Genomic DNA, 25,472 nt, shown 5'->3' on the forward strand with positions numbered 1-25,472 from the left:
GTTGCTGCCACGTATGATGTTTCTTCTGCGCCGTTCAGAGGCCCCGTGGTGGGGTAGACACTGGCGCACATATTTCAAAGCCGAGCAACGCATGTACCTGCCTCCCGCATGCGGCGTGAGCGCCAGAGCGTATCGCCGAAGGCGAGCGTAACGCGCACTTCACCAGGAACAGCGCTTGCTCATTCTGACCAGTTCGGACGATGGCACCGCCGCGACCGGCGACGGCTACGCGTGGCGCCACGCGTATGTCGCCCATCCTTCGTGACTGAACCTATGCGCTTTGTTCCACCAGCCCGGATTTGCGCAGCCGCACTGGAATCGACTTGGCGGCCGGCACCAGGCTGTCTTTCGCGTGATGCGACAGTGGGATCAACGGATTGCACTCGGGGTAATAGCCCATCAGGCAACCTTGCGGAATATCGTACGCATGCACTCGCATACCGTCGATTTCGCGCGCAATACCGTCTCTCGACACAGTTGCGATGCATACCTCGCTGCCCTCGTCGAACCCCAGGCGTGTCATGTCGTCCCGATGCATCAGCAATACATCGCGAGTGCCCTTGACGCCGCGAAAGCGGTCGTCAAGCGAATAGACCGTAGTATTGAACTGGCTGTCGCCGCGCGTTGTCATCAGCCGAAGCACGTCCTCGCCTGTTGCCGGCATGTCTGCGTCTTCGTCGAGCGTATCTGGCGCAATGAAATTCGCCTTACCGTTCGGCGTTTGCCACTTGCGTTCGCATGCAGCAATCGGCCGGTGAAATCCGCCGGGCTGCCTGAAACGCTGATTGAAATCGCGGAACTGGTCAGGGTAGGTTCGTTCGATTGCGTCGCGAACCCGCGCGTAATCGCCTACCCATGCATCCCAGTCGATGCGCGGATTGCGCGGCAGCAGCGCCTTCGCGAGTCCTGCGACGATCGCCGGTTCCGACAGCAGCATCTCGCTGGCGGGCTGCGCATAGCCGTGAGAGCCGTGAACGCAGGCAGTGCTGTCCTCGACGCTTATCGCCTGCTCGCCGCTCAACTGGCGGTCGATTTCGATGCGGCCAAGACATGGCAGCAGATAGGCCACTTCGCCGTGGATCAGGTGACTGCGGTTGAGCTTGGTCGCGATCTGCACGGTGAGCCGCAGTTTGCGCCATGCAGGGCCCATCACGCGGTGATCGGGCGTGGCAACCTGAAAGTTGCCGCCCAATCCGATGAAGGCCTTCACCTTGCCGTCGAGCACACCCTGACAGACTTCGACCGTGCTCATGCCCTTGTCGCGCGGCGGCTCGAAATCATAGAGTTCGGCCAAGTTGTCGAGCGGCGCGAGTTCGGGCTTCTCGGTAATGCCCACCGTGCGTTGTCCCTGTACGTTCGAATGGCCGCGAATCGGGCAGATGCCGGCGCCGGGCCGTCCGATATTGCCGCGCAGAAGTAGCAGATTGGTCAGCATCTGTACGTTGTGCACGCCGTTATGATGCTGGGTGATGCCCATCCCGTACAGCACCATCACTGCTTTTGCCTTCGCGTATTCGCCGGCGGCGGCTTCAAGCGCTGCGCGGGTCAACTTCGAGTAGTGCTCGATGGTCTCCCAAGGGGTGTCCCGCATCGCCTGCGCGAAGCCTTCAAAGCCGTGCGTGTGTTCGGCTATGAACGCCGCGTCGAGCACGCGCGGCGCGCCGGTGCGCCACGCCTCATCGTCCCATTCGATTAACAGCTTGCAAATTCCGGCAACGGCTGCCGCGTCGCCGCCTACCTTAACCTGATGGTACTGGGTGCTGATCTGCGTCTCGCTGGAAGTGAGCATCTCAAGCGGCGCTTGCGGATTCGCGAAGCTCACGAGTCCGCGCTCTTTCAGCGGATTGAACGTGATGATCTGCACGCCGCGTTTGCGCGCGTCCTGCAACTGATGCAGCATGCGTGGCGCGTTCGTGCCGGTGTTGTGGCCGAAAAAGAACAGGCAGTCGGCTTGCGCGAAATCGTCGAGTGTCACGGTGCCGACCGGCGCACCGATGCTTTTCGGCAAGCCGACCGAGGTGCTTTCGTGACACATGTTAGAACTGTCCGGCAAGTTGTTGGTGCCGTACATCCGCGCAAGCAACTGATACATATACGAGGTCTCGAGCGACGCCCGGCCCGACGCATAGAATACCGCTTCGTTTGGGTTCAGCGTTTTCAGTTCTTTCGCGATGTCGGTAAACGCATGTTCCCAAGTGGTTTGTACGTAGCGATCGCTTGCCGAGTCCCAACGGAGCGGCACGGTCAGTCGTCCACTCGATTCCAGCTCAAAACCGGACCATGATTCCAGCTCGGTGAGCGTATGGGCCGCGAAGAAGTCCGGATCCAGGCGCTTGCTGGTGATCTCCCATGCCGTAGCCTTCGCGCCGTTTTCGCAGAACTCGAACAGGTGCGGATCGGCAGGCTTTGCCCACGAACAGCTGACACAGGCAAAGCCGTCCGGCTTGTTCTGATGGATGAGGATGTGACTGCCATGCAGCGCAACATGCTCCTTTACGAGAATCGAAACGACCGCTTTGGCCGAACCCCAGCCGCCGGCTGGATGACGATATTCCTTGAGGGGTGTGTCTGAGCTCATGGCAACTCCTTCGCGAACGGGCCGGCAGGCACAAGCCGGTTTCACGAATGGTGGCGCAATATGCGGACCCGCAAGCGAGTGGAGGGCGCGTCGCGACCCTCACGCAGAATGGCGAACGAGCCGGCGCCAGGATATCTACAGCGGATGGCTACCGTGTTCGCGCAATTTGGGCTCGAAGAATATCCACTTTGCTAGCGGAAACGCGCTCTTCAGATCGTTTCCGATCCGGTCGATGGTGCGCACGAGCTCGTCGGCGCTGCCGTGCGGCCGCAACTCAGCCTGGATCGCCACCACCAGATGGTCGGCCCACTTCAGTACGATCAGGCTCACCACGTGCCCAACCACGGGCCTTTGTGAAAGCCACGCATGCATGGCTTGCCTCACGTGACGATGGGCCGCTTCACCTACGATCAATGACCTGATCTCCCGCATCGAGAAAATCGCGGTGCTCATCAGGATTAGCCCGACGGCGATGCCGCCGCACGCATCGAAGACCGGGCTGCCGGTCAGAACCGACAGGACGACCGCCACGAGCGATGCCAGCACCCCGCCCAGCGCGGCGACGTCTTCGCCGATCGCGAGCAGCAACTGCGGCTGACCGGTCTCGCGGAACCACTTCCATAGTCCAGCCTTGCGGCGGCTTTCGTCAATCGTGCCGATCGACGCCTGCAACGCACTGGCTTCGATCACGCCCGATACGCATAGCACGGCAATCACTACGTACGGATGCTCGAGCGGTGAACGATGCAGCAGCCGCACCACGCCCACCGTGACCGAGGCGACACCGCCCACCAGAAAGATCTGCAAAGCCACCAGCAGCGCGTAGAAATACGTCTCACGGCCGAATCCGAGCGGATGTTGTTTGTCCGCGCGATTGCTGGCGGCCCGGCTGCCCATCAGCAGCAGGAGCTGGTTCACGCAGTCGGCGCTGGAATGGATTGCTTCGGCCAACGCCGAACCGGAATTGGTATAAGCCGCCGCGGCGTATTGGCAGAGCGCCACGGCGACGTTGGACGCCAGCGCGTAATACGCCGCTCGCGGCGCAGTGTTGTTCACGCCTCGATGGACCATGATGCGGCGTGGCTGCTGGTGCTGACGAGCGCACTCATCGCGCGTTCGACCGCGTTGCTGTTCAGCGGCGCGCGCCAGTGAATCTCGAAGCGCTCTTCAAGCAGCCCGTTGCTCGCGGCCATGCGTACCCCCCTCGAATCCACGTTGCAGCGTTGCTGTTGAAGACGCGCGATCAGTTCGTCGCGCTCGCGCGACGCCGCGGCGTACTCAATCGTGAGCCACGCGCGATGGTTGCGCGGCAGGTGGCGCTCGAGCACGCCGAGCACTTCCAGTACGATCAGGCCGAGCGCGGTGCCGGTCACCGCCAGCGCGATCTGACCGCCGCCTGCGCACAATCCGATCACGGTGACGAACCATAGCGTCGCGGCGGTCGTCAGCCCCATAACGAGACCGTCCTTGCGCAGAATTGCGCCCGCGCCGATGAAACCGACGCCGGACAGGATGCCAAGCGGCAGACGCATCAAGTCGAGCACTACGAACGAATGCTCCGGCTTGCCGGCTTGCGGCAGCAACACGTTTACCGGAAGCATTGCGATGCAGGCGGCAAGGCAAACCAGCAGGGTCGTGCGCAAGCCTGCGGCCTTGCCCGATTCGCCGCGATTCAGGCCGATCGCGGCGCCGCCAATGAACGCTACCGCGAGGCGGATTGCGAAGTCTTGCCAGCCAGGGACAAGTGGCATCGGTTGCATGGTGGTGGGGCTCTCTCTATTTCTATTAGACGGTCGATTGGAGCAGTCGATTGGCGCCTCGCATGCTGGGTTGCCGGTCGGCTGGCGTGAGCCGGACATGTCAGATAAGAGCGCACGCAATGCACATGCCAAACCGCTTTGCCGGTGTTTTTGGATGTGGGGAACAGGAATTGCATACCCGAGTCACTCAATCCAGGAGTCGCGGCAACCGCTAACCCGCGCTGCTTTGAAAAAAATGCGCGGTGCAATGAAAAACTTTGCTGAACGCAGTGCCTTACATCGCACGCTATAGCGCTGCCTGCACGCCCAGTTCGACGACGTTCTCCGCGCGCGACCGGTGGTACTCCGCACTCGATGCCTGTCGGTTTGACGACTTCTGATCCGTACCTCTCTTCTGGAGCAAGACCATGAGCGAAATGCAAGCTTATCGAATCGACCGCTTCGGCGGTCCGGACGTTCTCCAACTCGACACCGTCCCCGTTCCGCAGCCCGGGTCCGGCGAAGTGATCGTGCGAATGCGCGCGGCAGGCGTCAATCCTGTCGATCTGAAAACTCGCGCAGGCCACTATCCCATGATTGGCGAAGATGCCTTGCCATACACGCTGGGCCGCGACTGCTGCGGCGTGGTGGAGCAGACCGGGGAAAACCTGAAGTGGGTGCCGGGCGACGAGGTATTCGCCTTTGTTGGCCAGGGACCTGGCGCGTACGCCGAATACGTGAAGCTCGATGCGTCCGCGCTCGCGCGGCGTCCCGCCTCGATCGAGGCCACTGTCGCCGGCGCGGTGCCGCTCGCGGCGTTGACCGCCTGGCAAGGACTCTTTGATCACGGCTGTCTCGAGCGCGGCGAGCGAGTGCTGGTTCATGCGGGCGCGGGCGGCGTTGGCCATTTCGCAGTGCAGTTCGCGAAGGAAAAGGGCGCCGAGGTATTTGTCACCGCGTCAGGGGACGGCGTCGAGTTTGTCCGCTCGCTGGGTGCCGATCACGTGATCGATTATCGCCGGCACCGTTTCGAGGACCTCGTTCCCGAGGTCGATCTGGTATTCGATCTGGTTGGCGGCGAGACGCAGACGCGCTCGTGGAACCTTGTTGCCAAAGGCGGCGCGCTGATTTCGACGATCGCCGAACCCTCGCAAACCGAAGCGGCCCGCCGTGGCGCGCGCGGCGAACGCTACACGGCGCGGCCCGACGGCGGTCAGCTAACCGTCATCGCCGAGTTGATCGACAAGGGCCGCGTTCAGGTGCGCATTGCCGGGACGTTTGCCTTCAGCGCGCTGCCGCAGGCACTCGCGCGACTGGAAGAGGGCCATGTACGCGGGAAAATCGTCGTTCTGAGCCCGATCAATTCCACCCGGCGGTGATGCCGCGCGGGACGGCCGTCGGCGTCACGCACTCAAGCGGTGACATGCACGAAGACGGACGACTTGCCCGGGCAGTGGGCTCCAGCAAGGAACGGCGTTTGCTATGCTTCCGTTGCCGCCGTGCATGCCGTTGCAAACAGTAAGTTCCGCAATCTCGGAGCGGATATTTTTCCTGGTCTCACGAGGAGTATGAACATGACATACATGTCGGTGGAAGAGCGCATCAGGACCCGAGCCTACCACTTGTGGGAAAAGGCGGCCGAGCCCAAAGGGACACCGGAGGACTATTGGGGACAGGCGCGTGCCGAGGTCGATGATGAAGACGCGCATGCCGATGCTTCGGGCGTGCCCACGGAGCCGCCTGGAACGCTGTGACGGTCTCCTGCGAACCGCCGCCCGCACGGTTTCAGTGAATCTTGATGCAAGGCGGCATGATCGCGAATCGGATAAATGAGCGGGCGGTACTGCGGCAGTGGGCTGCGCGGCTACGGTGCGCGCGGCGCCACGGCTGCAGTTGCCGTGTCCTGCCAGCCGCCGCCAAGCGACTTGTATAGCGCCACCAGATCGGTACTCACCTGCGTCGTGCCCTGCGCGTCCTGCTGTTGGGCCTGCGCGAGTTGCCGCTCGGCATCGAGCACGTTGATGAACGTGACAAGTCCCTTCCGGTAGCTGTCGCGCGCCAGCTCGAAGGCGGTTTGTTGTGCGGCGACGTCCGCATCGAGCGCGACGCGGCGATCCTGATCGGTACGGTACACCGCCAGCGCGTTGTCGACGTCGCGCAGCGCCATCAGCACGGTCTTGCGGTAGTCGAGCGCCGCTTCGGCCTGCTGCGCCTGCGATAGACGCAGATTCGACACTAGCGCGCCGCCTTCGAACACCGGCAGCGAAATGCTCGGACCGAACGAATAGAACAGATGCGACCAGCGCGATAGATCGCTCGCGTTGGTCGCGCGCGTGCCGATTTCGCCGGTGAGCGAGATGTCCGGGTAGAACTGCGCGACCGCCACACCGACATTCGCCGTTGCCGCGTGCAGATTGGCCTCGGCGCGGCGAATATCCGGGCGCCGCCGCGCCAGTGTCGCAGGCAGGCCGACAGGCACCGCGGGCGGCACCGGCGGCACGGCGGCGGGCGCCGAGAGTTCGGCGGCGAGCGAACCCGGCGGTTGGCCGAGCAGATACGACAGCGCGTTCAGCGTCTGAGCGATCTGCTGATCGAACTGCGGCAACTGCGCCTGCGTTTGCGCGAGCTGCGCAGCCGCGCTTTTTACGTCGAGCTCGCTTGCGAGGCCGACGCGTGCCTGGCTTTGCGTGAGCGTCACGATCGCATGCTGCTGTTCGACAAGGCTTGCGCCGATCTGCCGTTGCGCCTGCGCGCCACGCAATTGCACATAGGTTTGCGCCACCTCCGCTTCGAGCGACAGCAACGCGTCGTTGCGGCTTTCGATGGCGGCCTGCGTTTGCGCCTCGGTGGCTTCGACCGAACGGCGCACGCGGCCAAACAGGTCGAGTTCCCACGACGCGTCGAAGCCAGCTTGCCAGAGATTGATCGGTGCCGTCAGTTGATTGAGGACGTTGTTGGCACCGCTCTGCAGTGCGGCGCCCGCACCAGGTGCGATCTGGTTGACCGGTGAGTTCGGCGTACTCAGTTGATCGACCTTGTTGTACACGCCCTGCGATTCGAGAAAACCTTTGACGCCAAGCTGCTCGCGCGTATAGCTGGCGGTGGCGCGCACATCCGGCAATCCCTGGGAAGCGGCGCTTTGCACCTGGATGCGCGCTTCGACGATGCGCAGCACCGCCTCCTGCAGATCGAGATTTCCTTGCACGGCGCGATCGATGAGCGCATCCAGTGTCGGGTCGCAGAAGGTGTGCCACCAGCGCGGATCGGGATCGGAATCTTCCGTCGGCCGAGAAGCCGCCGCTCCGGACGCCGTGCTTGTCGCAGACGCCGCCTGCTGCGGATCGTGCCATTGCGTGGGCATGTCGGCATGCGGCGCATGAAAGTCCGGACCGACCGTACAAGCGGCAACGAGCGAGGCGAGGGCAAGAATCGTCACGCGCAGCGTGAGAGAAGGGGCCTTGTGCGACATGTCAGTGGCCTCCCCCGCCACCGGCCGCTTTGGCCGGCGAAAAGAAGAACGTGACCGGAATGCACAAAAAGCAGAACACCGCGAGGATCGCGAATACGTCGACATAGGCCAGGATGGTGGCTTGCGAAACGAATGTTTCGTAGAGGCGGCCGGAAGCTGTTTGCAGCGCCTGCGCGAAGGGCTGGCCGGTCATATCCGCGATGGTTTTCGCGGTGCGTTGCAGCGTGTCGTTATAGTTTTGCGAGAGCGGCGAAAGATGGCCGGACAGATGCGCCATACGCGCCTGGGTGCGCTCGCGAATCAACGCGGTCGACACGGAGATGCCGATCGAGCCGGCCACGTTGCGAAACATGGTGAAGAGCGCGGACGCATCGTCGTTCAGGCGTTGCGGTACGGTCAGATAAGCGAGTGTGGTGATCGGCACGAACAGGAAGCCGATCGCGGGGGACTGCGCGCTGCGCATCTTGACGAGCGTGGCGTAGTCGATATCTGGCACGAGCGTATGCGAATAGGCGAGTGCGCAGGCCAGCAGAAAAAACCCGCAGGTGACGAGAAAGCGCGTTTGCACATGGGGCATCAACCGACCGATGATGGGAATCTCCATCGTGATCAGCAGCGCGCCGGGCGATAGCACAAGCCCGGCGAGCATCGCTGTATAACCCAGCTGCTGCTGCGCGAGTTGCGGCACCAGCACTGCGCTGCCATAGAGAACCGAGGCAAAGGCGGCGATCGTCACGCAGCCGAGTGCGAAATTGCGGTCTTTCAGGCAGCTCAGATCGACTACGGGTTTCCTGGCATATAACAGCCAGCAGATCGCGCCAACGATCCCCAGCACCGCTAGCAGCGCAAAAGTGCGGATGAAGGGCGACGAGAACCAATCGTCGTCCTCGCCGCGATCGAGCATGACTTGCAGGCAACCGAGACCGATGGCGATCAGCGTAATGCCGATATAGTCGATCGAAACCCTGGATTCGCGCTTGCGCCATGGTGGATCTTCGACCAGTTGCATCACCGCGAGCGAAGTGAGCACGCCGACGGGCACGTTGAGCAGGAACACCCAGCGCCAGGAGAAGTTGTCGGTGATCCAGCCGCCGAGCGTAGGTCCCAACACGGGGGCGACGACGATCGCGACTGCCGAGATCGAAAACGCGCGGCCGCGCTGCGCGGGCGGGAAGGTGTCGAGAATGATCGACTGCTGGTTCGGTTGCAGACCGCCGCCGAAAAAACCCTGCAGCAGCCGGAACACGATCAGTTGCCCGAGATTGGTCGCGATGCCGCACAGGAGCGAGCAGATCGTGAACGCGACGATGCAGACGAGGAAGTAGCGCTTGCGGCCCAGCCAGCGCCCAAGAAATCCTGAGATCGGCAAGACAATGCCATTGGCGACCAGGTACGACGTGAGCGTCCAGGTGGCCTCGTCGTAACTCGCTGACATGGTGCCGGCAATGTGCGGCAGCGCGACGTTGACGATCGTCGTATCGAGCACTTCCATGAACGCGGCGAGCGTGACGACGATGGCAATCAGCCAGGGGTTACCTGCCGGCCGCCAGTTCGACTGACCGCCGTCCTGCGGCTGGTTCGAGCTTTTTGCGTCCTCTGCGCTCATTTGAGGTAAACCTTGGGCGTCACCGACAAGCCAAGACCCAGTGGCTGGTCGCGTGGCAAGCCATCGTCGATTACGATCTTCACGGGCACGCGCTGGACGATCTTGACGAAGTTTCCAGTTGCATTTTCGGCGGGGAACGCCGAGAAGCGTGAGCCGCTGCCAAGCTGGATGCTATCGACATGGCCGTGCAGATCGAGCTTCGGATACGCATCGACTTCGACGTTTACCTTGTCGCCCGGACGCATTCGCTCGAGCTGTGATTCTTTGAAGTTGGCGGTGATCCAGATCTGCGGCGTCACGATCGAAAAGAGCGACACGCCCGCCTGCAGGAATGTGCCGTACTGCACGTTGCGGCGCGTGATCCAGCCATCGGATGGCGAGCGCACCTCGCAATACGACAGGTTGAGTTCGGCCTGTTCAAGCTGCGCCTGCGCTTGCTGAACCTGCTGGCGGCGTTCTTCGACGGCGGCTGCGGTTTGCCTGATCTGCTGCGGCACAAGGCTTGCCGTCTGCAGTTGTGCGCGCGCCTGTTCGACATTCGCGTTGGCAGTTTGCCGCTGCGCGTCGGCGGTATCGACGTTCTGCTGCGTGGTCGCGCGCTGGTCGACCGCATGCTGCCGCTCGTACGCGGCCTGTGCCTGATGGAAGTTCGCCTGAGCCGACGAGATCTGCGCCTTCGCCTGCCGGTATTGCGCCGGATACTGCACGCGCGCGATGTCGAGCTGCACCTGGGCCGCGTTCAACTGGGCCTGCGCAAGCCCCAGTTGCGCGCGAGCGGCGTCCACCTGGGCCTGATAGTCGCGCTTGTCGATGACGAGCAGCAGGTCACCCTTGTGCACATAGACGTTATCGTTGATCGCGAGCCGCACAACGTAACCCGATACCTTCGGCGCGATCGTGATTGCGTTGCCGTCTGTGTAGGCGTCGTCGGTGCTGACCTGGTTGCGTGTCGCGAACCACCAGATCAGGCCGACCACCGCAAGCAGAACGGCCACCGCGCCCAGGATGATCAATGGTTTCTTGCTGGAACGCTTGCGGGCGCCGGATTTGTCGTCTTTGCCATTGTCTTTACTGTCGGCGCCGTCTTCGTTCCGGTTTTCATTGCTGTCCTGCGGCGTCTGATCGCGGGAAGCGCGGGCGGACTGGTCCTCAGGTTTTTTACGATCCTGCTCATCGTGAGAGAGGGCGCTCTGATCTGACATTGGGATTCGTTCCGAAGAGTGCGACGGGACATTGCGCCGACCCGGATCCTCGGCGCACCGACGTCGAGCAAACGATGTGCCCGCTCTGAAATTTTCCCACGCCGTTTGCCGGCATGACATGGTCGCGCGGAATTGCCCGGCGTTTGTCCCAACCACTCTCGTGGCGCGGCCCGTTTTTTGCTGATCGCCCACACGCAGGACGTTCTCCTTCCGGATGGCCTGCCGCGAAACCAGGACTCACGGAGATGGGACGGATGCTGATACGGCAACAGTTCACGATGGCATTGCGCGGCAACCTTGCAATGCGCACGTGTGCCGCATCGGCCTGGCTTGCCGCGACGTCAGCCGTCGCGCAACCGGCACCGGGCATCGCACCTCTCAATTATTTCCTGCACGCTGCCGGCCCCGCTGCGGAGCCCACCATGCACCTGGGCTGGATGCTCACGGCGCTGGCAGTAGCGGTGTCGTCGCTGGTGACAGTGCTGTTGTTCGTCGCCATTATGCGACGCCGGCCGCGTGCCGACCCGGCGGTGCTCCATGCGGATAGCGGCGGGCTGGCGTGGATCTATATCGGCACAGGCGTGTCATCGGCCGTGCTGCTCATGACGCTTATTTATGTGCTGATGACGCTCGAAACTGTGGCCGCACCCGCGCGGCAGCCGAATCTGACAATCACCGTCACCGCGTACGACTGGTGGTGGAAAGTGGCCTACAGCGACGCGCCCGATCGGGCACGCAACTTCGTGACTGCTAATGAAATTCATATTCCTGTCGGCGAACCGGTAAAGGTCGAGTTGCAAAGCGCCGATGTGATCCACGCGTTCTGGGTGCCGCAACTCGCCGGCAAGACGCAGACGATTCCCGGCCAGATCAACGAGCAATGGGTCGAGGCCGACCGGCCCGGCACCTATCGCGGCCAGTGTTCGCAATTCTGCGGCGCGCAGCATGCGCACATGGCGTTCGAAGTGATCGCGCAAAGCGCCCAGGATTTCGATGCGTGGCGCCTCGCTCAGGGGCAGGCCGCGCAACCGGTGAGCAGCGCCAATGCGGCCGCGGGGCAGCGGCTTTTCGGCGAGCGCTGTGCGGGGTGTCACACGGTGCGCGGCACCGATGCACTGGGCGCCCAAGCCCCTGATCTGACACATCTGAACGCGCGCCGCCTGCTGGCCGCCGGGGCGCTCACCAACACGCCCGCGCATCAGATCGACTGGATCCAGCACGCGCAACGGATCAAGCCTGACTCGCTGATGCCCTCCATTACATTGACCGCAGCGGATGCTGCTGCGCTGTCCGCCTATCTGTCCACGCTGCACTGACGAAGGAGCCAAGCCGATGGCCGATACCACCGTGTCTTCAGTGCAACCCGAAGCGTTGAGCGTGTCGCGCACGCTGCGCATCGGGCGCATCGAACCGGGCAGCGCGGAGGAGGCGCGCTTACGGGAACTATGGGAAGCGCGGCCAGGCTGGCGCGGCTGGTTCTCGACAGTCGACCACAAGACTATCGGCCTGCGCTATCTGGTGACGGCCTTTGTGTTCCTGCTGGCGGGCGGCATCGAAGCGCTGCTGATGCGCGTGCAACTGGCGCGCCCCAACGCCACAGTGCTGACGCCCGAACAGTACAACCAGCTCTTCACGATGCATGGCGTGACGATGATTTTCCTGTACGCGCTGCCCGTGCTATCCGGTTTCTCGAACTACCTGTGGCCACTGATTCTCGGCGCGCGCGATATGGCGTTTCCTCGTCTCAATGCGTTTTCTTACTGGGTGTTCCTGTTCGCCGGCCTGTTTCTCTACGCGAGCTTTCCGCTTGGCGAAGCACCGAATGCGGGCTGGTTCAACTACACGCCGCTCTCCGGACTGGAGTACAACACGGGACCCAACATCGACGTGTACGCGCTTGGCATGGTGTTGCTCGGCATTTCGACTACCGTCGGTTCGATCAACTTTGTTGTCACGCTGCTGCGCATGCGCGCGCCGGGCATGTCGCTCGACCGGATGCCGGTGCTGGTATGGGGCACGCTGACCGCATCGGGTGGCAACCTGCTGGCGGTGCCGTCGGTGAGCCTGGCGTTTTTTCTGCTGTGGCTGGACCGGCGCGTGGGCACTCATTTTTTCGACGTACTCAACGGCGGGCGGCCTATGCTCTGGCAGCACCTGTTCTGGATTTTCGCGCATCCATGGGTCTACGCAGTCGTGCTCCCGGCCATGGGCATCGTCTCCGATGCGCTGCCGGTGTTCTGCCGCAGACCGCTGGTCGGCTACGGGCCGGTGGCGCTCTCGACGGTGGCGACCATGCTGGTGGGATTTGTCGTGTGGATCCATCACATGTTTGCGACCGGCATCCCGGCGCTCGCACTGTCGTTTTTCGGCGCGGCCAGCATGGTGATCGCGGTGCCCAGCGCCGTGGCAACCTTCGCGTGGATCGCGACGATCTGGACGGGCAGGCCGGTCATGCGGGTACCGTTCCTGTTCTTCGCCGGTTTTGTGTTCCTGTTCGTGGTGGGCGGCGTGTCGGGTGTGATGACGGCCGCCATACCGTTCGACTGGCAACTGACCGACACGTATTTTGTCGTCGCGCATCTGCACTACGTGTTACTCGGCATCAATGTGTTTCCAGTGATTGGCGGCATCTACTTCTGGTTTCCGAAATTCACTGGCCGAATGATGAGTGAACGGCTCGGCAAGATCGATTTCTGGGTGATGTTCGTCGGCTTTAACGTCGCGTTCTTTCCGATGCATATCGCCGGGTTGCTTGGCATGCCGAGGCGCATCTACACCTATCCGGCCGACATGGGCTGGAACACCGTGAATCTGGTGACTTCGCTCGGCTCGTTCGTCTTCGCGTCCGGCGTGCTGATTTTTCTGGTTGATCTGCTCCATAGCGTCAAACGCGGCGCCATTGCCGGCGATAACCCGTGGGATGCGCCGACGCTCGAATGGTCCGTTGCGTCGCCGCCGCCGCCCTATAACTTCGCCGTGTTGCCGATCGTTGCGAGCCGGCATCCGTTGTGGGAAGGCCGGATGGAAGAGGGTACAGACGGCGGGGCGCTGCATCGCCGTTCGACACTCGACGAGGGCTTCCTGCTGGGCGAAGGTCGCGAGGCGCTCGGCACCACAGCGCTCGAAGGCAAGCCGGATGTGATCCTGAAGATGCCCGACGATTCGTACGCGCCGTTCTGGCTCGGCCTGTTCGCGACGCTCGTGTTCGCCGGGCTCGCGCTGCGCGCCGAACTCTTCACGGCGGCGACGCTGCTCGCTTGTGCAATAACCATCGTGGTGTGGCTGTGGCCCGAACGCGCGCTCATCCAGCGTGAGCCACAGACCGTGACCGACGCAGGAGACTGATATGCGCGAGGTCACGACACCTCACGAGACCACCTTGCCCGTTGGCAGTGCCGGTGAGCGCTCCGGCGGATGGTGGGGCTGTCTCACGCTGATCGTCACCGAAGGGGCGCTGTTCGGTTATCTGATCTTTTCGTATCTGTACCTTGCGTCGCAAACCGGCCAGCAATGGCCGCCCGAAGGAATGCCCACGCTCGGGCTCGGCGTTCTGAACACGGGCATCCTGTTGTCGAGCAGCGGCTTCGTCTGGTTCTGCGAGCGCTGCGTGCGGCGCAGACGGCTGCGCTGGGGTGTTGCCTCGATGGGTGTGGCGGTCGTGCTCGGCATCACGTTCGTCGGCATCCAGTTTCGCGAATGGCATAACCATCCGTATGGACTGACTGCGCAGCTTTACAGCTCACTTTACTTTACGATCACCGGGTTTCATATGATGCACGTCGCGGTGGGTATCGTCGTGCTGTTCCTGCTGTTGTTGTGGACGGCGTTCGGCTACTTCGACGAGCGGCGGTGCGTTGCGCTGACGATCGGCGGACTGTACTGGCACTTTGTCGATGTGGTGTGGTTGTTTATCTTCGCCACCTTGTATCTGACGCCGTATCTGTTCAGGCAAGCGTCATGAATCCCACCAGAACCAACGCGCCGTCAGCCGCGCAGGTTTCCGCATCGGCTGTTATGCCGGGCCTGCGCGGTTCGCACGCGCTGATCGGCATGCTCGTGACGCCGTTCGCCTGGGTCATGCAGATGGGCATCACTGAGGCATTGGCCGCACACAGTTGCTTTCCTCGCAATCATCCGCTGACGGCCCCGATATTGCCCTGGCTGGATACCGCCATTCTTGCCGTCAATCTCGCCTGTCTGGTGCTGGGCTGTTGGGGTGCCTTCGTTGCATGGTGCAATGTTCAGTTCGTCAAACGGATTCACGCTGGAATGCCAGATAGTGCGAGCGACGGCCAGGATCTGCTGGATGGTTTCCTCGCAAGAGTAGGGGCGATGTGCAGCACTCTGTTCGTGTTTGCGCTGATCGCCACCGATATCGCGGTGCTGATCGTCTCACCTTGCGGGTGGTGAAAATGAACGCGCGCCAATCCGCACGCCGAGCCACGCGAGGCCGTTTCAACGGCCGGCTCAGCCGCCAGCGCCTGCGCGTCGTGCTGGCGGTGGGTTGCGCAGCAGCTTTCGCGGGCATGCTGGCCGGATCAGCGGCACTGCGCGTGGCCCAACCGGTCGTGCCGGTCACGGGTGCCACGCAGGCCGCTGCGGATCCCGCTCTGATTGCCCGTGGCGCGTATCTGGCCAAAGCCGCCGATTGCGCGGGCTGCCATACCGCAGCGCCCACCGGCGGCCAGGCGGGCGGCGGAACGCCGCCCGCTCCCTTCGCTGGCGGCCTGGGCATGGCCTCGCCGTTCGGTACGATCTATTCGTCCAACATTACACCGGATCCGGCTAGTGGAATTGGGCGCTATACCTACGGCGACTTTGCCCGAGCGCTGCGCGAGGGGATCGCGCCCGGCGGAAAGCGGCTCTATCCGGCGATGCCGTTCCCGTCTTTTGCGAAGATCAACGACGACGATATGCGCGCGCTGTACGTGTACTTCATGCACGGCGTCAAACCAGTCGCACAGCCGGCGCCGCCGACGCGTCTGCCTTTTCCGTTCAGCCAGCGCTGGGCGCTGATGTTCTGGGACTGGGCGTTCGTGTCGAGCGGACAATACGTGTCACAAGCCGGGCACGACGCACAGTGGAATCGCGGTGCCTACCTCGTGCAATCGCTCGGTCATTGCGGCGCGTGCCATACACCGCGCGGGCCGGCCTATGAGGAACGCGGCTACGACGGCGATGCGCATCTTTACCTGACGGGCGGCACCAACGACCATTGGTTCGCACCGAACCTTACCGGCGATCCAGGTTCGGGTCTCGGACGCATGCCGGCGCAGGACATCGTAGCGTTTCTGAGAAGTGGGCACGGTGGGGGACTCGTCACGTTTGGCAGCATGGTTCAGGTCGTCGAAGACAGCACGCAGTATCTGAACGACGACGACCTGACCGCGATCGCCGCGTACCTGAAGAGCTTGCCATCGAGCGAGCCGGCCGGGCGCTACGACATGCATTCGCGCGCGGCGCAGCAAACGGTGCAGGCGCTGTACGCCGGCGACGTCGAGCGGCCGGGCGCCGGCATCTTCCAGAGCTATTGCGCGCGTTGTCACCAGTCAGACGGGCTCGGCGTCGTGCAGAAGTATCCGCGCCTTGCGGGCAACCCCGCGGTACTCGCGCCGCAGACCACGTCGCTCGTACGCCTGCTGGTCGAGGGGGGCGCGAGTCCGCAGACGGAGAATGGGCCACTCTCGCGCAAGATGCCGTCCTTCGCGGACAAACTCTCCAGCGAGGAAATGGCTCAGGTGCTGACGTTCATCCGCAATACATGGGGCAACGCGGCGCCGCCGGTCACGACGCGCGATGTGACTGGTGTGCGCAGCGCTATTCATAAATAGCGCGGGGGGCACTCATTCAGTGTGTCCGTGACGGCCGTCGCATGCAGGCTCACGGGCGTCGCTATGCGGGTGTGACGTGTGATCGGCTTCTCCCTTTGCCATCGTTCGCATCATGTCGGGGCCGCCGGTCCTGAGAAATACGACGGTCAGCACGACCAGGACGACGCCGAAGATGATGTCCAGAACCGTGGTGTAGTTGAAGCTGATCGATGCAGCTGCGACTGTTGCGTGGCGATCCTTTGGAATACCGCCCAACGCCTGGAACAGCGCCTCGATTATCAGCGCGGCAGTCACCATCGCGAAGTAGAACGTCACGGCGAGGAAAACGGTCATTCTGCCGCCGTAATACTTTCTGTAGATATTCAGGATCGGAATAATGATGAGGTCGCCAAAGATGAAAGACGCCACGCCGCCGAAACTGATGCCGCCATTCCAGAGCACCGCGGCAAGCGGAACGTTACCGACGGAGCAGGTGAAGGACGCCGCGGCAATCAACGGGCCGGCGAATGCGCCCCAGATCATCGCGGCTGCCGGGTGGCCGACCAGGAAGAATGTTTGCCAGAAATGGTCCGGGACCCAGGCCCCGAGCGCGCCCGCCACGAGCAAGCCGATGCCAATGTCGCGCCATAGCATCGCCCAGTTCATCACATAGCCGTGGCTGACGGCGATCCAGCCTTCCCTGGAAGACAGGCGATGCATCCACGTTCCGTGCTGCTGTGCCATCGACATCGCCGCATGGGCTTCCATATTACCGGCGATCCCCCTCCTGGCCTGCCTGATCGCGTCCTGTTCGAGCGGGTCTTTGAGAAAGAACCGGAAGAGCAGCCCGAGCACCACGATGATGATCAGACCACCGATGAACTCGGCGGCTGCGAATTGCCAGGCAATCAGCACCCACACCAGGACGCCGAGTTCGAGGACGAGATTCGTCGCGGCGAACTGAAACGCCATCGCGGAAGTGAAGTCGCCACCTTTTCGCACGATCGAGCGCGCCATGGCCACGGCGGCATAGGAGCAGGAGGAGGACGCGGCCCCGAGCAGGCTCGCGACTGTCAACGAGCGAGGCGAGGAATCTGGCAGAAGCCTCGACATTTCTGACTTCGTGACAGCAACCTCAATCACGGCGGAAAACAGAAAGCCGAGGCTCAATCCCCAGAATATTTGCCACAGCATGGCGAAGGCCATCCACAGCGCGTGACCGAGTGCGGCGAAAAACTGCATGACGATCTCCCTGTCTGCTGCATTCGTCGATGCCGCGAGCCGGCATCGCATGCCGTCGCGTCAGGCTCCGGTCGTATAGGTGGCCGCCTGAGCGCGTCGTTGCGGATATTGAGCATTTGCGGCGCGATGACCATCAGCATCAGCGTCATGAGTCGCGTTGTGCGCTCCCGATGAGCCGCCGCGCCGCATCCACCGTGAGCGGGTCACGCAGCATTTCCGCCAGGCACGCGCTCACATGTTCGCGATTGCAGGCGAGCACAGCCAGCACCGTGTTATCGCGTGCGAACAGCGTGACGAAGTCATCGCGCTCAAGCGAGCCGATCGTGACCAGTTTATCCCAGTCGCCAGCGCGCACGTGGCCGAGATAATCGAAGCGTTTGCCGTAGTGGTAGGTCCAGAAAAATGGCACTAGCGGCGGTGCCGCGTCGAGGCCGAGCATCGCTCGTGCGGCGGCACGGGCCTGCTGTTGTGCGACCCGCCAGTGTTCGATACGAATGCACCTGCTGCCGGGTGCGGGTAGGAACGCGGCGATGTCGCCGGCTGCATAAAGTGCTTCGGCGACCCGCATCGATTCGTCGACGTCGACCCCGCCGTCGTCATTGCGCGCCACGCCTTCCAGACACGCCGTCGCCGGCTGGGCGCCCGTGCCGACGATCACAAAGTCACAATCCAACCCGGTGCCGTCATCGAATTCGAGGCGAAGCGGATGGTCCGGCTGGATGGCCGCAACGTGCGCATCCATCCGGAACGCGGTGCCGTTCTGTTCGTGCAGGGTGCGGAAGTGCGCGCCGATCTCGTCACCGAACTGCGTCGCGAACGGCGTCTTCGCCGGCGAGACGACGGTCACCCGAAGCTTGCGTTTGCGCAACGCGGAAGCGACCTCCAGGCCGATGAAACTGCTGCCAATCACGGCCGCGTGACCTCCCGCGGCGGCAAGGCGGTCGAGCTTTAGCGCATCGTCCAGGCCGCTCAGCAGCACGACGCGCTTGCGGACGGCCGGATTGTCGAGTCCGCGTATGCGGGGAGCTTTGGGTACGCTGCCAGGAGCGAAGAGTGCGGCGTCGTAGTTCAGCGTGAGCGAACCGTCGATTGCTATCTCGCGCGTGCTCGCGTTCAGCCTCGTCACCCGCCCGCGAGTGCGCTCAACGTGGTGTTGATGGAAGAAATCCGGAGGTAACAGCGGATAGACTTCGCTCGGGTTCAGTTCGCCGGAGGGAACGAATTTGCTGAGTGCAGTGCGGTCGTAGGGCTCGCTTGTCTCCGCGTCGATCAGCACGAGGCGGCCGGCGAAACCGAATTCCCGCAGCGACGCGCACGCGGCTGCACCCGCTGCGCCGCCGCCGACAATGGCGAAGGTGTCGGCCTTACGCCGTTTTCCTTCGCGAACCTGCGCGGCGGGCTGCGGTTCCCCGGCTTCGCCACAGACGAGCACGTCGTCACCGTCCAGTGTGACCGCGTAGCGCATCAGCCCGTGTAGGGCCGGCGGTTCGAGCAGCGCGCCGGAATCGGTGTCGAAGGTGCCCTTGTGCCACGGGCAGACGAGTCTGCCACGGCAGACTGCGCCTTCGTCAAGCGGTGCGCCTGCATGCGGGCAGTCGGCCTGAAAGGCGCGAATCTCTTCGCCCTTGCGGATGAGCAGGATCGGCGTATCGCCCGCCTTGACACGCTTCGGCACGCCGTCGCGCAATTCGTTGGTTTTGGCAACGCGGTGCGCGGATGAGGAGTCTGACATCGTTGAGCCTCCGAATCGATGTTCGCCGAAAACGACGCGGGTGCGTCGTCAGCCTGCCCACTGCGCCGCAAGCGGCATTCCATGACAGCGGGCGCTGCGTCATAAAGGATGCTGGCGACGCGTGCTCAGGAGGAACGGGCAAACTGACCAGCATCCCGTGGGGTGGACATAAGCCCGGCCGCCATCACGTGGCCGATTCCGCGCGCTACGCGACCGACGGACAACCGCCGCAGTGCAGGGCGGTATGCGTCTTGCTTGTCAGGGAGAACCTTGTCATCAGAAGCGAGCCGCATCATGCCTGTACGCGACATCGTGGTGGTCGGCGGATCGCTTGGCGGTCTGGACGCGCTGCGCAGTATCCTGGATGGTCTTCCTCGTCCGTTCCCAGGCTGCATGCTCGTGGTGTTGCATACGGGTCCGTCAAGCCCAGGTTTGCTGGCGAAAATGGTCGCGCCATTCACTTCGCTGAAGGCGGCGTATGCAAATGGCGGTGAAGCCGTCGAAGCAGGGCGCCTGTTCATCGCGCCGGCGGGCTGTCATATGACGATCGGTCCGGGCGGCTCGGTCAAACTGGAAGATGGACCGAAGGTGCGGCACGCGCGGCCTGCGGCCGACCGGTTATTCGAATCCGCCGCCCGGGCGTTTGGACCCCGGGTAGTTGGCGTTGTGCTAACCGGGGGTGACCACGACGGCACCGACGGATTGCAAGCCATCAAGGATGCGGGTGGAATCTGTATCGTTCAGGATCCAGCCGACGCGCGGAATCCAGACATGCCGCTTAGCGCAATCCGGGGCGATCACCCACACATCGTCTTGCCGCTATCGGAGATACCGCTGTTGCTTGCTTCCCTTGTTCGTGGGTGACGGCGCGCGCCGCCGAGGTTCGATAGCACGCCGCAAATGCTTTCACTGAGAACCTTTGGTCGACTTCCAGACTCTGCATCCTTTGACGCAATTTTGCAAAAAGTAGCGTGCTGCTTGTCGCAATTTCGCATTCCCAATGTGATGCCCGCACTGGTAGTCATGGGAACTCATCTGGCACGTCAAGTTCCACTGCGCAGTCTCCCTGCAATGCGGGTGGATTTTGTCGCTCGACAAACCGTTGACGCACCCACTCGGCGAGGCGCGCTTGAAACGCCTTGCGTTGCGCAGTGTCCAGCGACGCATAGCGATCGAACTGCTCCCGCTTCAGGACAAGGGTGATGACGCACCGCGCGTCGAGTGACGTATCGCGATGCGATTCGACCACCCAGGATAATTGGAGGAACAAGCGAGCGCCTTCGTCATAGCTGCTGACAGCCGGTGCTTTGGCCGATTCGAAAATACCGGCCAGCGCCAATTCGATTTCTTCGAGGCGTTGGTCAAATTCTGCTTCATTCATCTGCCCCTCCAGCAAGTTGGTGTGCTGCCCTGGTACGCCAGCGACGCGTAAACTACCCATCATCAGAATTTGCAGCAACGGCCGTTCCTCGTATCGCCGGGCCTCGTTTGCCAGACCCGAAACCAGCGCGAGGTGCGATCGGACGAGTCCGGTTCGATCTGACCCTGCGCTGCGCGCGACATTCTGAAATGACCCGCTGGCGCCCGCGGCATGGTGCTGATTCGCGGTAGGCTCGACGCTTGCTCATTATTCAGATCGAAGGCACGCGCTGCGAAGAACACCGGGCACCCATCGGGCCGGGGCTGTGGTGCAAATAGCGGTCAACGAATCGGTTAGAGTATCGGCGCGACCGATTCGAGAGCCCGCGATGAGAAAACTGGAGAGTCTGGACGGGCTGTTCGCCGGCCGTCACTTTGACCGTGATGTGATCATTCTTTGTGTGCGCTGGTATCTGCGCTACAAGCTCAGCCTGCGCGATCTCGTCGAGATGATGGCTGAGCGAGGGTCGTCGCTTGCTCACACGACGATCCTGCGTTGGGTGCAGCGCTATACGCCCGAGTTCGTCAAGCGCTGGAACCGTTTTGCAACACCTGCGGGACGGTCGTGGCGGGTTGACGAGACGTACCTGAAGATCCGAGGCAAATGGGTTTATCTATATCGGGCAGTGGATCGGGCCGGCCAGACGGTAGATTTCATGCTCAGGGCAAAGCGCGATGTGGCTGCGGCAAAGGCATTTTTCAGCAAGGCCATCAGGCATCAGGGCCAGTCACCGAAGACCATCACGCTCGACGGCTATGCGGCCTCACATCGCGCTGTGCGCGAGATGGAGGCCGAAAGCCTGCTGCCTGAGGACACGAAGGTGCGGTCTTCGAAATATCTCAACAATCTGATCGAACAGGATCATCGTCACATCAAGTCCAGAACGAACGTGATGCTCGGATTCAAACGGTTCAGGAGTGCCGCAACCACGATTTCCGGCATCGAGTTGATGCATCGCATTCGCAAGGGGCAGTTCAACTTCTCCGCTCTCGCGCGCGAGGACATCGCTACACCCTCCGCCTGGAATGTGGTCCTTGTCAATCGATAAGGTATCCATATATATATAAGAAACATCTCCGCCACGCCACTTATTTGCACCAGATCCCGGAGGACAACCTTCAAACCTTCAGAGCTGAGATTCCAGCGGAATTCTGGGCCGAACTTAAACGCCGCGCGTTGATCCGGCAGGATGCACCGACGCCTCAATAGCGTTTGCCCGCAGACTGCGCGTTAGCGGTCGTGAATACCGCCAACGCGTAGTTCGCGATTATCCGGACGTTGCGATGTTCGTCTAATCTCAGCTCAGGAAAGTATCTGATCGATGACCCGCTGATTGCCGAGCGAATTCTCGAGGGTGAAAGCCAGATTCGCCTTCTGCCCAAGCGCTACTCTCGCAAAGTCTTCGACCATCAGTTGATATTGGTCTACGTCGCCGAACTCAATGGTGCGTGTTTGACCTGTTTCATCGGAACGATGGCGAATTTGCGCCGGGCCATATATGCCCGGATTGAACGGTGCGTCAACGCTTAACCAGCCTTTCGTTCCGAGAAAGATCATGTGCTGCCGGCGCGACAGTTGCGTGCCGCAGTAGAACGTCATCGAGAAATCAGGGAAGTCGGCGGTGCATCGTGCGAATCGGTCCGTGCCGAAGCGGGGGTCGAGCAGGACCTCTGCATGCACGCTAGCCGGTTCAAGTCCTGTCGCAAGACGCGTGGTCACGACCGGGTAGACGCCGATGTCACGGACTCCGCCGCCACCGAGTGACAGATTGTTCTTGAGCGCGTTGGGATCGTCGTTGAAGTAAGTGAACGATCCTTCGATCAGTTTGAGTTCACCGAGCATTCCCTGAGCGAGGCTGTCGCGAACAAAATCCCACTGCGGATGATGTGCCACCATGAATGCTTCGCCACATAGAAGCCCGGTTTTGTCGCGCAAAGCGATCAATTCGAGCACCTCGCCGGCACTCATTGCAATTGGTTTCTCACACAGCACGTGTTTGCCACCGAGCAGGGCCTTTTTGCACCATTCCACGTGGCTGGCCGTCGGCAGCGGGATATAGATCGCGTCTACGTCGCTGCTCGCAATAACCTCATCGTAGCTGGTCAATACATGGTCGATGCCATGCCTGGTCGCGAAAGCCTGTGCGCGGTCACGGTCGCGGCTGGCGACCGTGGTCACCCAACCGTTGGACGAGCGTTGGATGGCCGGCACGACAAAGTTATCGGCGATCTTTGCGGCGCCTAGTAAGCCCCAGCGAATCTTTTCAGTCATTTTTCTTCCGTGTGTTCGTGTCGTTCAACGCGTTGCCGTCAACAAACAGTCTGCAAGCGTTCTGCGCAGATTGCGAGTACTTCGTCCGGCTCGCGCTGCCACCAGTTTTGCGCCGAAAAAATCTCGGTTTCGACCAGGCCGTCATATCCAGCGCGCTCGACGCACGACCGCACTGCCGGTAGATCGACGACACCATCGCCCATCATTCCACGATCCAGCAGCATGTCACTTGTTTCGTGCAGCCAGTCGCACACGTGATGCGCCAGAATACGTCCCGCTTGCCCAGCCGCTGCAATCGACCGCGTCAGTTCCGGGTCCCACCAACAGTGGTAAACGTCAACTGCAACACCGATAAGTCCTGACCGGCCCGGATCCACGGTTTCACAAATATTCACTGCCTGCGCAATGGTGTTGACCACGGCACGATTGGCTGCGTACATCGGGTGAAGAGGCTCGAGTGCGAGCGGCACGCCGCACTCGCGTGCTGTGTCCATCAGCATTGAAATACCGTCCACCACCTGGGTCCGTGCACCTTCCAGATCGCGGCTGCCCGGTACAATTCCACCAACTACCATCACGAAGCAATGTGCTCCGAGCACTGCCGCATCGCGCAATGCAGCCCGGTTTGCCTCGACATTCGCATTAAATTCGGCTGGCGTCGCTGCCGGCAACCGGGTCGAACGGCAATAGCCGGTCACAGTCAGATCGAGCGCTTTGATCTGCCGCGCAAACTGCGCGACGTCGCCTTCCTCGACCTCGCGGCGCCACGGCGCTATTCCACCAAAGCCCGCTTTGGCAATGCGATCAATCGTGCGACTGAGTGGCTCCCGATGGCCCAGCGTTGCGGTATTGATGGAGCACAGGTCGAGTCTTCCGTGAAGGTTTCTCATGAGTTTCCAGATCGATATCGAAGACGAGCAGACCTTGTGCACCGTCTTCAAGTGCCTCAAGAAGACGTGCCCCAATGGCTTGATGCGTGGGATGCGCCAGATAGGCAAAGCAGTCGTCGCGGCTCGCGAAATCCATCATGAAGCCGTCAGAGAACGTCATGCCATAGCCTTCCGGCGATACGTTGGGCCCGCACTGAAAGTTGGTGAAGGCGATGCCAGGTACTTCCGTCAGTCGCCGGATCTGCTCGAAGAACGCAAGGCGGCGTGCCGGTGTCACTTCGTTACGGAACCGGCAAAACACCATGTGTCGTACGGGTCCCCCAGATCGTGCCATGATCAGTCTCCGCATCCTAGTGGCGCCAAGATTTTCCGGATGCGAGTGACTGCATCGCCCGGATCGCGCAGCAGGCCGGCCTGGTCGGCGAGGCGGAACACGTCCGCCAGGTAAGCTGGTGGTCGCATACCGTGGTGACCGCCCGGCATGAAGAAGTGATCCTGGAAGCCGTTCAGGTACGCGAGGAACACCACGCCCGTCTTGTAGTACTGCGTCGGCGCGCGAAAAATGTGACGCGAGAGTGGCACCGTCGGCCCTAGCAACCGGTTGAAGGTCTCGACGTCGCCCGCGGAGAGGGCCGCCAGCGCCTGAGACGCCGCGGGTGCAATGGCGTCGAAAATGCCGAGAAGCGCATGTGAGAAATGCGTGCCGTCGCCGGCGATCAGCGTGGGATAGTTGAAATCGTCGCCTGTGTACATCTTCACGCTTTGCGGCAGACGACGGCGGAACGTGATCTCTTTCTGCTCGTCGAGCAACGAGATCTTGATGCCGTCAACTTTCGCCGCATTGGCCTCGATGATATCGAGGCAGACTTCCGCTGCGTCCGGAAATCCGCTTGCGCCCCAGTAGCCCGCGAGTTCAGGGTCGAACATGTCGCCGAGCCAATGCAGAATGACCGGCTGATCGCACATGGCGAGCACTTCGCGATAGGCGCGCCGATAATCGTCCGGTGAGCGCGCCACTTTCGCAAGCGCACGGCTCGCCATCAGGATCACGCGTCCACCCACGCGTTGCACGGCTTCGAGTTGCTCCGCATACGCGCGAATCACCTGATCGCAGTTCGTCACCGAAGCGGGCGTAATGTGGTCGGTGCCGCAACCCGATGCGATGGCCGCCCCAGTAATATCGCGCGTGCCTTCGATACTGCGTGTGATCAGTTCAAGTGCCGTGCTCCACGGCAAACCCATACCGCGTTGCGCCGTGTCCATGGCTTCTGCAATGCCCAATCCCTGTTGGAGGAGATAGCGCCGGTAGGCGATCGTGCGGTCCCAGTCGATGGCGGGCTCGGCGTTCAGTTCACCCGCGCGAAGCGGATCGGCCACAACGTGCGCGGCCGAATAGGCAATGCGGTTGAATTCGCGCACAGGCGGTCGTACCTCAAGTGGCGTGCCCTGCACGAAATACGTTTCCAGTGCGCCGGACGCGGCCGGAAGTCTGATTGACAGATTCATATGTGGG

Annotated in this window: 22 protein-coding genes; 9 read left to right on the forward strand and 13 right to left on the reverse strand. The window is 62.1% G+C overall.

Translation table 11 applies throughout. From position 1 onward, the window contains the following. Positions 1-271: 271 nt before the first annotated feature. From ACUN0E_RS08005 to ACUN0E_RS08015, 3 genes are all read right to left on the reverse strand, one after another. Entirely contained in the window at positions 272-2,578 is a 2,307-nt protein-coding gene (locus ACUN0E_RS08005; protein ID WP_445566206.1) for an FdhF/YdeP family oxidoreductase, read from the reverse strand. A gap of 135 nt (positions 2,579-2,713) precedes the next feature. After that, positions 2,714-3,649 carry a cation diffusion facilitator family transporter gene (locus ACUN0E_RS08010; protein WP_445566207.1) on the reverse strand — a complete coding sequence of 312 codons (936 nt, stop codon included), beginning with the start codon at positions 3,647-3,649 and terminating at the stop codon, positions 2,714-2,716. Continuing rightward, complete coding sequence (locus ACUN0E_RS08015; protein WP_445566208.1) at positions 3,631-4,338, reverse strand: MgtC/SapB family protein; 708 nt, start codon at positions 4,336-4,338, stop codon at positions 3,631-3,633. Before ACUN0E_RS08015 ends, ACUN0E_RS08010 begins: the two co-directional genes overlap by 19 nt. A gap of 407 nt (positions 4,339-4,745) precedes the next feature. Here ACUN0E_RS08015 and ACUN0E_RS08020 point away from each other — a divergent pair, with 407 nt between their 5' ends. After that, positions 4,746-5,696 (forward strand): NADP-dependent oxidoreductase, encoded by a 951-nt coding sequence (locus ACUN0E_RS08020; protein ID WP_445566209.1) that lies wholly within the window; start codon positions 4,746-4,748, stop codon positions 5,694-5,696. A gap of 195 nt (positions 5,697-5,891) precedes the next feature. Then, positions 5,892-6,071, forward strand: a complete 180-nt coding sequence (locus ACUN0E_RS08025) for a DUF2934 domain-containing protein (RefSeq protein WP_445566210.1) — start codon at positions 5,892-5,894, stop codon at positions 6,069-6,071. Between the two features lie 110 nt (positions 6,072-6,181). On the opposite strand, the gene ACUN0E_RS08030 is transcribed toward ACUN0E_RS08025, so the two are convergent. From ACUN0E_RS08030 to ACUN0E_RS08040, 3 genes are read right to left on the reverse strand one after another with little or no spacing between them, the layout of a single operon-like run. Further along, positions 6,182-7,786 (reverse strand): efflux transporter outer membrane subunit, encoded by a 1,605-nt coding sequence (locus ACUN0E_RS08030; protein ID WP_445566211.1) that lies wholly within the window; start codon positions 7,784-7,786, stop codon positions 6,182-6,184. Position 7,787: 1 nt separating this feature from the next. Beyond that, positions 7,788-9,392 (reverse strand): DHA2 family efflux MFS transporter permease subunit, encoded by a 1,605-nt coding sequence (locus ACUN0E_RS08035; RefSeq protein ID WP_445566212.1) that lies wholly within the window; start codon positions 9,390-9,392, stop codon positions 7,788-7,790. Then, entirely contained in the window at positions 9,389-10,594 is a 1,206-nt protein-coding gene (locus tag ACUN0E_RS08040; RefSeq protein WP_445566213.1) for an HlyD family secretion protein, read from the reverse strand. The genes ACUN0E_RS08035 and ACUN0E_RS08040 overlap by 4 nt, the downstream gene beginning before the upstream one ends. 254 nt (positions 10,595-10,848) lie before the next feature. On the opposite strand from ACUN0E_RS08040, the gene coxB reads away from it, so the two are divergent. Genes coxB through ACUN0E_RS08065 form a run of 5 tightly spaced genes read left to right on the forward strand, consistent with a single transcriptional unit; the run spans position 10,849 to position 16,425 of the window. Beyond that, positions 10,849-11,910, forward strand: a complete 1,062-nt coding sequence (coxB, locus tag ACUN0E_RS08045) for a cytochrome c oxidase subunit II (RefSeq protein WP_445566214.1) — start codon at positions 10,849-10,851, stop codon at positions 11,908-11,910. Between the two features lie 16 nt (positions 11,911-11,926). Continuing rightward, positions 11,927-13,939 (forward strand): cytochrome c oxidase subunit I, encoded by a 2,013-nt coding sequence (gene ctaD / locus ACUN0E_RS08050; protein WP_445566215.1) that lies wholly within the window; start codon positions 11,927-11,929, stop codon positions 13,937-13,939. A gap of 1 nt (position 13,940) precedes the next feature. After that, a complete protein-coding gene (locus ACUN0E_RS08055; protein ID WP_445566216.1) occupies positions 13,941-14,555 on the forward strand; it encodes a cytochrome c oxidase subunit 3 in 615 nt (204 codons plus the stop codon). Further along, entirely contained in the window at positions 14,552-15,004 is a 453-nt protein-coding gene (locus tag ACUN0E_RS08060; protein ID WP_445566217.1) for a hypothetical protein, read from the forward strand. The genes ACUN0E_RS08055 and ACUN0E_RS08060 overlap by 4 nt, the downstream gene beginning before the upstream one ends. A gap of 2 nt (positions 15,005-15,006) precedes the next feature. Continuing rightward, complete coding sequence (locus tag ACUN0E_RS08065) at positions 15,007-16,425, forward strand: c-type cytochrome (RefSeq protein WP_445566218.1); 1,419 nt, start codon at positions 15,007-15,009, stop codon at positions 16,423-16,425. A gap of 12 nt (positions 16,426-16,437) precedes the next feature. On the opposite strand, the gene ACUN0E_RS08070 is transcribed toward ACUN0E_RS08065, so the two are convergent. Together ACUN0E_RS08070 and ACUN0E_RS08075 are read right to left on the reverse strand one after the other, a co-directional pair. Beyond that, positions 16,438-17,646 (reverse strand): permease, encoded by a 1,209-nt coding sequence (locus tag ACUN0E_RS08070; RefSeq protein ID WP_445566219.1) that lies wholly within the window; start codon positions 17,644-17,646, stop codon positions 16,438-16,440. A 145-nt stretch (positions 17,647-17,791) separates the two neighbouring features. Further along, positions 17,792-19,378: an FAD-dependent oxidoreductase gene (locus ACUN0E_RS08075; RefSeq protein WP_445566220.1), complete on the reverse strand. Its 1,587-nt coding sequence runs from the start codon at positions 19,376-19,378 to the stop codon at positions 17,792-17,794. Between the two features lie 294 nt (positions 19,379-19,672). Here ACUN0E_RS08075 and ACUN0E_RS08080 point away from each other — a divergent pair, with 294 nt between their 5' ends. Next, the gene (locus tag ACUN0E_RS08080; RefSeq protein WP_445566221.1) at positions 19,673-20,242 is read left to right on the forward strand and encodes a chemotaxis protein CheB; all 570 of its coding nucleotides are present in this window, start codon (positions 19,673-19,675) and stop codon (positions 20,240-20,242) included. Between the two features lie 157 nt (positions 20,243-20,399). Here the strand turns inward: ACUN0E_RS08080 and ACUN0E_RS08085 are convergent, their stop codons facing one another. Then, a complete protein-coding gene (locus tag ACUN0E_RS08085) occupies positions 20,400-20,837 on the reverse strand; it encodes a DUF3022 domain-containing protein (protein ID WP_445566222.1) in 438 nt (145 codons plus the stop codon). 289 nt (positions 20,838-21,126) lie between these two features. Between ACUN0E_RS08085 and ACUN0E_RS08090 the strand changes: the two genes are divergently transcribed. After that, positions 21,127-21,846 (forward strand): IS6 family transposase, encoded by a 720-nt coding sequence (locus ACUN0E_RS08090; RefSeq protein ID WP_445566223.1) that lies wholly within the window; start codon positions 21,127-21,129, stop codon positions 21,844-21,846. Between the two features lie 254 nt (positions 21,847-22,100). Here the strand turns inward: ACUN0E_RS08090 and ACUN0E_RS08095 are convergent, their stop codons facing one another. Genes ACUN0E_RS08095 through ACUN0E_RS08110 form a run of 4 tightly spaced genes read right to left on the reverse strand, consistent with a single transcriptional unit; the run spans position 22,101 to position 25,465 of the window. Further along, entirely contained in the window at positions 22,101-23,069 is a 969-nt protein-coding gene (locus ACUN0E_RS08095) for a Gfo/Idh/MocA family protein (RefSeq protein ID WP_445566224.1), read from the reverse strand. Positions 23,070-23,107: 38 nt separating this feature from the next. Then, positions 23,108-23,959, reverse strand: coding sequence for a sugar phosphate isomerase/epimerase family protein (locus ACUN0E_RS08100; RefSeq protein ID WP_408521088.1), 852 nt, complete (start codon positions 23,957-23,959; stop codon positions 23,108-23,110). Next, positions 23,874-24,293 carry a Dabb family protein gene (locus ACUN0E_RS08105; RefSeq protein WP_408521089.1) on the reverse strand — a complete coding sequence of 140 codons (420 nt, stop codon included), beginning with the start codon at positions 24,291-24,293 and terminating at the stop codon, positions 23,874-23,876. The genes ACUN0E_RS08100 and ACUN0E_RS08105 overlap by 86 nt, the downstream gene beginning before the upstream one ends. A 2-nt stretch (positions 24,294-24,295) precedes the next feature. Then, entirely contained in the window at positions 24,296-25,465 is a 1,170-nt protein-coding gene (locus tag ACUN0E_RS08110) for a dihydrodipicolinate synthase family protein (RefSeq protein ID WP_408521090.1), read from the reverse strand. Positions 25,466-25,472: the final 7 nt, after the last annotated feature.

Source organism: Paraburkholderia sp. D1E, from assembly GCF_052682275.1.